The 6,421-nt window shown below is 70.2% G+C and carries 4 protein-coding genes and 1 pseudogene; 2 read left to right on the top strand and 3 right to left on the bottom strand.

Features of this window, described 5'->3' with window-relative positions; genetic code table 11:
* Positions 1 to 3,023, bottom strand: a 3,023-nt coding sequence (gene secA, locus ACFU99_RS28750; protein ID WP_384397509.1) for a preprotein translocase subunit SecA, incomplete at its 3' end; no start/stop codon positions are given.
* A 349-nt stretch (positions 3,024 to 3,372) separates the two neighbouring features.
* On the opposite strand from secA, the gene ACFU99_RS28745 reads away from it, so the two are divergent.
* Positions 3,373 to 3,966 carry a GNAT family N-acetyltransferase gene (locus ACFU99_RS28745; protein ID WP_384397506.1) on the top strand — a complete coding sequence of 198 codons (594 nt, stop codon included), beginning with the start codon at positions 3,373 to 3,375 and terminating at the stop codon, positions 3,964 to 3,966.
* A gap of 79 nt (positions 3,967 to 4,045) precedes the next feature.
* Complete coding sequence (locus tag ACFU99_RS28740) at positions 4,046 to 5,266, top strand: winged helix-turn-helix domain-containing protein (protein ID WP_384397503.1); 1,221 nt, start codon at positions 4,046 to 4,048, stop codon at positions 5,264 to 5,266.
* Positions 5,267 to 5,318: 52 nt separating this feature from the next.
* Here the strand turns inward: ACFU99_RS28740 and ACFU99_RS28735 are convergent, their stop codons facing one another.
* A complete protein-coding gene (locus tag ACFU99_RS28735) occupies positions 5,319 to 6,077 on the bottom strand; it encodes a response regulator (protein ID WP_384397500.1) in 759 nt (252 codons plus the stop codon).
* A 232-nt stretch (positions 6,078 to 6,309) separates the two neighbouring features.
* Positions 6,310 to 6,421: pseudogene (locus ACFU99_RS28730) on the bottom strand (ribosomal subunit interface protein); the annotation flags it as partial.

Genomic DNA, 6,421 nt, shown 5'->3' with positions numbered 1-6,421 from the left:
GCCTGGAAGCGGCCGTGGTCCTCGTAGGGCTCGCCCGCGTACGCCGTGAGGAACTCGCTGCGGTTGACCACCTCGTCCACGACCGCAGGTACATGGTGCTGGTAGCAGCCGGACCCGAGAAAGCTGAGCGCCTGCCGCGTCGAGGTGTTGCGGCCGAGCAACTCCTCCATGTGGCGGGTGAGTTCGGCTTCCGAACGCAGCGGGGCCTTGCGGCGCTCGGCGCGCGTCAGACCGTCCGACTCGGACCGGGCCGGGGCGTCCGAATTGGTGAAGTCGCCCTCCACGACGCCGCCCTCGCCGTCCACGGTCGGGGCGGAGAAGTGCAGCCGGTCCGGGCGCTGCGGCGCGTCGAGCCCCTTGGCGTGGATCTCGGGCCGCTGCCCCGCCGGAACCGCGTCCTGGACGTCCTTCTCCAGCGACGTCGGCTCCTGCGCGTCCTCGACCGGGACCTCCTCGACCTGCTGCTCGACCTGGACCTCCAGGTTGAACAGATAGCCGACGGACTCCTCCTTGATGCCGTCCATCATGGCGTTGAACATGTCGAAGCCCTCGCGCTGGTACTCGACCAGCGGGTCCTTCTGGGCCATGGCGCGCAGGCCGATGCCCTCCTGGAGGTAGTCCATCTCGTAGAGGTGCTCGCGCCACTTGCGGTCCAGTACGGACAGCACGACGCGGCGCTCCAGCTCGCGCATGATGTCGGAGCCCAGCTCCTCCTCGCGCGCCTCGTACTGGGCGTAGATGTCGTCGCTGATGGACTCGGTGATGAAGTCGGCGGTGATGCCCGCACGGTCCCCGGCCGCCTCCTCCAGCTCCTCCACCGTGACCTTCACCGGGTAGAGCTGCTTGAACGCGCTCCACAGCCGGTCGAGGTCCCACTCCTCGGCGAAGCCCTCGACGGTCTCCGCCTGGACGTACGCCTCGATGGTGTCGTCCATGAAGTGCTTGACCTGCTCGTGCAGGTCCTCGCCCTCCAGAACGCGGCGGCGCTCGCCGTAGATGACCTCGCGCTGGCGGTTGAGGACCTCGTCGTACTTCAGGACGTTCTTACGGGTCTCGAAGTTCTGCTGCTCGACCTGGGACTGCGCGGAGGCGATGGCGCGGGTGACCATCTTGTTCTCGATCGGCACGTCGTCCGGGACGTTGGCCATGGCCATCACGCGCTCGACCATCGCGGCCTTGAACAGGCGCATCAGGTCGTCGCCGAGCGACAGGTAGAAGCGGGACTCGCCGGGGTCGCCCTGACGGCCGGAACGGCCGCGCAGCTGGTTGTCGATACGGCGCGACTCGTGCCGCTCGGTGCCCAGCACATACAGCCCGCCGAGCTCCTTGACCTCCTCGAACTCCGCCTTGACCGCGGCCTCGGCCTTCTCCAGGGCGGCGGGCAGCGCGGCGGCCCACTCCTCGGCGTTGTCCACGGGGTCCAGGCCGACCTGGCGCAGCTCGGCCTCGGCGAGGTCGTCGGGGTTGCCGCCGAGCTTGATGTCCGTACCGCGGCCGGCCATGTTCGTGGCGACGGTGACGGAGCCCTTGCGGCCGGCCTGGGCGACGATCGACGCCTCCCGGTCGTGCTGCTTGGCGTTGAGCACCTCGTGCGGCACGCCGCGCTTGGCGAGCTGCTGCGAGAGGTACTCGGACTTCTCGACGGAGGTGGTGCCGACCAGGATCGGCTGGCCCTTCTCGTGCTTCTCGGCGATGTCCTCGACCACGGCCGCGAACTTCGCCACCTCGGTGCGGTAGATCAGGTCGGACTGGTCGATGCGCGCGAGGTCCCGGTTGGTGGGGATGGGCACGACGCCGAGCTTGTAGATCTGGTGGAACTCGGCGGCCTCGGTCATGGCCGTACCGGTCATGCCGGAGAGGCCCGGAACCTTCTTGCCGCTGTGGTCGTGGCGCTCGTAGAGGCGGAAGAAGTTCTGGAGGGTGATCGTGGCGAGCGTCTGGTTCTCGTCCTTGATGTCCACCCCTTCCTTCGCCTCGATCGCCTGGTGCATGCCCTCGTTGTAGCGGCGGCCGGCGAGGATACGGCCGGTGTGCTCGTCGACGATCATGACTTCGCCGTCCATGACGACGTAGTCCTTGTCCTTCTTGAAGAGCTCCTTGGCCTTGATGGCGTTGTTGAGGTAGCCGACGAGCGGGGTGTTCACCGACTCGTAGAGGTTGTCGATGCCCAGCCAGTCCTCGACCTTGGAGACGCCGGACTCGTGGATGCCGACGGTGCGCTTCTTCTCGTCGACCTCGTAGTCCCCGGTCTCCTCGACGCCCTTCTGGGGGTTGGCGGCCTCCCCCTTGGTGAGCCGGGTGACCAGCTTGGCGAAGTCGCCGTACCACTTGGTGGCCTGGTCGGCGGGGCCGGAGATGATCAGCGGCGTACGGGCCTCGTCCACGAGGATCGAGTCGACCTCGTCGACGATCGCGAAATTGTGGCCCCGCTGGACCAGTTCGTCCTTGGCCCACGCCATGTTGTCGCGCAGGTAGTCGAAGCCGAACTCGTTGTTGGTGCCGTACGTGATGTCCCGGTTGTACATATCGCGGCGCTGCGCCGGCGTCATGTTGGCGAGGATGCAGCCGACCTCCAGGCCGAGGAACTTGTGCACCCGGCCCATCCACTCCGAGTCGCGCTCGGCGAGGTAGTCGTTGACCGTGATCAGGTGGACGCCCTTGCCGGACAGCGCGTTGAGGTAGGCGGGCAGCGTGCCGACGAGGGTCTTGCCCTCACCGGTGCGCATCTCGGCCACGTACCCGAGGTGCAGGGCCGCGCCGCCCATCAGCTGTACGTCGTAGTGGCGCTGTCCGAGCACGCGCTTGGCGGCCTCGCGGACGGTGGCGAACGCCTCGGGCATCAGATCGTCGAGGCTCTCGCCGTCGGCGTAACGCTGCTTGTACTCGTCGGTCAGGGCGCGCAGCTCGGCGTCGGAGAGGTTCAGGAAATCCTCTTCGATGGAATTGACCTGGTCCGCGATGCGGTGCAGCTTGCGCAGGATCTTGCCTTCGCCTGCACGCATGAGCTTGTTGAAGACGGACACGTAGGCTGGCTCCTTGCCGGTCGGGCCTGGCACGGTCAGGTGCGCTGGCGCGGCATTTTTTCAAGGGGGCAGGCCCCACCGCAACGGCCATCGTAAGCGAGGACCCCGCCGCGCCGGGAGGTCCGTCGCCGCGAAGACCCGCTGTCACCCTCTCGTGCAACGAACAGCGCTGCCCGAAGGTGCCGTGAGCACGGCTGTCGCGGGGTCCGGCGGGGTCCCGGCGGGGCGGGGGACAGGACCACGGGCGTACGGGCACGGCGGGCGTACGGGCACAGCGGCGGCAGCGCCTGCCGCTCCGCCGCGGGGAATCCGCTCGCGCCGGACGGCGGCGACAGCGGAGACTGCGCGCATGGAACCCGTGACCCTCACCACCGACCGCCTGATACTGCGCCCCCTGACCGATGCCGACGCCGAGGCCGTGCACGCCGCCTGCCAGGACCCGGAGATCTCGCGCTGGTCCAGCGTCCCTTCTCCATACACGAGCGAGGACGCCGAGAACTACGTCGGACGCACCGTGCCGACCGGCTGGCAGGACGACTCCCTCTACACCTTCGGCACATTCGCTGCGGGCGACGGCGCCCTGGTGGGGGTCGTGTGCCTGGTGCGGCTCGCGCAGCTGGCCGCACCCGAGCACCAGGCCGAGATCGGCTATTGGACCGCCAAGGAGCAGCGCGGCCGCGGCTACACCGTCGAGGCGGTGCGCGAAGTGGTCCGCTGGGCCTTCGCGGACCTCGGCGTCGAGCGCCTGGAGTGGCACGCGGAGGCCGGCAACGAAGGCTCCCGCGCGGTCGCCCTCAAGGCAGGTTTCCAGATGGAGGGCACCATGCGCTCGAAGAGCGTCTACGCGGGGACCCGGCGGGACGAGTGGGTCGCGTCCCTGCTCCCCTCGGACCTCGGCCGCCCGACGGAGACGCCGTACCTCCCGTACCCGGACCGCGGCTGACCTCCCCGTTCCCGAACCGCCCCCAGCCCCCGGCCGACCGCCCGGCCGATTGTCAGTGCCCGCCCCTAGTGTGATCGGCATGACGACCACCGCCTCGAAGGACCGCGCCCCCGCGGCCCGTACGCCCGCAGCCCGTACGCCCGAAGTGACGCTCTCCGCCGACGAGGCGCGGCGCATGGCGCTGCGGGCGCAGGGCCTGCTGGGCGCGCCGGACCGGCGGGCGGGGGTGCGCGGGGTGCTGCGGCACCTGGGCGCGGTGCAGCTGGACACCATCTCGGTGCTGGCCCGCTCCCACGAGCTGGTGCCGTACGCGCGCCTGGGCGCGGTGGGCCGTACGTCCGTGGAGTCCGCCTACTGGTCGAACGGGCGCAGTTTCGAGTACTGGTCGCACGCCGCGTGCATCCTGCCCGTCGAGGAGTGGCCGCACTTCGCCTTCCGCCGCCGCGCCCGGCTCGCGCGCGGCCACCGCTGGCATGTGATGGAGGACTCCGAGCGCTCCTGCGCGGCCGTACGGGACCGGCTCAAGGCGGAAGGCCCCCTGACTGCCACGGAGTTGGGCGGCGCCAAGAACGGCGGCGAGTGGTACGACTGGTCCGAGACCAAGATCGCGGTGGAGTGGCTGCTCGACACCGGCGAGGTCGTCTGCACCCAGCGGCGGGGCTGGAAGCGCGTGTACGACCTGGCCGAGCGCGCGATCCCGGACGAGCTGCGCCACGACGAGCTGGACGACGCCGAGTGCGTGCGGCGGCTCGTCGCCCAGGCCGGGGCCGCGATGGGGGTGGCGACCCGGGCCGACCTCGCCGACTACCACCGTCTCAAGGGCGACCAGGTGGAGGCGGCGCTGGCGGACACGGGCCTGGTGCCGGTCGAGGTGGCGGGGTGGGCCAAGCCCGCCTGGGCCGACCCGGCGGCGCTGGCGGACGAGTCCGCGGCGAAGCGCGGCCGGCACCGCACGACGCTGCTCTCGCCCTTCGACTCCCTCGTCTGGGACCGCCCCCGCACGGAGCGGATCTTCGACTTCACGCACCGCCTGGAGGCGTACGTGCCCCGGCCCAAGCGGGTGCACGGCTACTTCGCGATGCCGCTGCTGACGAACGGCCGTCTGCTCGGCCGGGTGGACCCGGCCCGCGAGGGAACGACCCTGGTGGCCCGTCAGGTCTCCCTGGCAGGCCGCAAGGCGGTCGCCCCCATGGCCCAGGCCCTGCGGGAGGCCGCCGAGTGGGTGGGCTGCGACACGGTCCGCGTCGACCGCTGCGACGACCCCGCCCTGGCCAAGGCCCTGATCGAGGCCCTCGCCTGACGACGAGCGCCCGCCCCGCGGCCCAGGAGCCTCAGGGCAGGAGCATCCCCGCCTACCGAATCTCCAGAATCTTCTCCCGCATCGCGTAGACCACGGCCTCCATGCGGGAGTGGAGCTGGAGCTTCTCCAGGATGTTGCGGACGTGGTTCTTCACGGTGTTCTCGCTGATGAACAACTCCTTCGCGATATCGCGATTGTTCATCCCCGTGGCGACGAGCTTGAGCACCTCCAGCTCCCGGTCGGTGAGCCGCGGCGCGGGCACCAGTCTCCGCTCGTCCGTGCGCTGGATCATCGACTTGAACTCGGTCAGCAGTTTCGACGCCATCGACGGGCTGATCTGCGACTGGCCGTCCGCGACGGCCCGGATCGCCGTCGCCACCTCGTCGGTGGAGATCTCCTTGAGCAGATAGCCGGTGGCCCCGGCCTTGATCGCGTCGTAGAGGTCGGCTTCCTCGTCGCTGATCGTCAGCATGATGATCTTCGCGCTGGGCGCCACCTCCTTGATGGAGGTACACGCCTCGATGCCGCCCCGCTTGGGCATCCGCACATCCATCAGCACGATGTCGGGCAGCAGGTCGGCGGCCTTGTCCACGGCCTCCGCCCCGTCCCCGGCCTCGCCGATGACCTGGATGTCCTCCTCCTGGGCGAGGACGATCTCCAACCCCCGGCGGAAGAGCGCGTGGTCGTCCACCACGAGGACCCGAATGGGCTCCTTACGGGTCCCGCCCCTGTCCGTGCCGACGCCGGTCTCGACGCCGTTCTCGCCTGCGACGCCGTCCTCACCGGACACGGGCCCGAAGCTGTCCGCCATCGTTCCTCCCCCTGAAGGCCATGGCCCTTTGCGGTTGCACGCTGCTGCGCGGCGCCAACCGGTCTCGGCAGTCCGCCGGTTGGCCGCCCGGCCATGATTTCATGCCTGGGCGGTGCCGCGGCGCTCCCGTGGTCGCACGGGGGCGCCCCAGGGGGCGCACACGCGCCCCGAGGGGTGCCACCACGGGCACGACGGGTCCGGCCGCACGGTTCGTACGACCCGGCCGCGCCGGTCAGCCGCCGAGCGCGCCCCCCGCGCCACCCGGCTCCACGTCGAAGAGCGGGTTCGCGTTGAGGTGGATGACGCCGTAGTCGTAGGCGTGCCGACGGTAGACGACGCTGGGC

Origin of the sequence: Streptomyces sp. NPDC057654 (assembly GCF_042800135.1) — a bacterium.
Classification (GTDB): domain Bacteria; phylum Actinomycetota; class Actinomycetes; order Streptomycetales; family Streptomycetaceae; genus Streptomyces.
Note: the sequence above shows the minus strand (reverse complement) of the source record. Positions and strands in the feature narration are given on the sequence as shown.

What these genes read in the sequence shown, in the direction of transcription:
- ACFU99_RS28745 (WP_384397506.1), top strand. Translation starts at nt 3,373, where the DNA reads ATGGAACCCGTGACCCTCACCACCGACCGCCTGATACTGCGCCCCCTG.
- ACFU99_RS28740 (WP_384397503.1), top strand. Translation starts at nt 4,046, where the DNA reads ATGACGACCACCGCCTCGAAGGACCGCGCCCCCGCGGCCCGTACGCCC.
- ACFU99_RS28735 (WP_384397500.1), bottom strand. Translation starts at nt 6,077, where the DNA reads ATGGCGGACAGCTTCGGGCCCGTGTCCGGTGAGGACGGCGTCGCAGGC.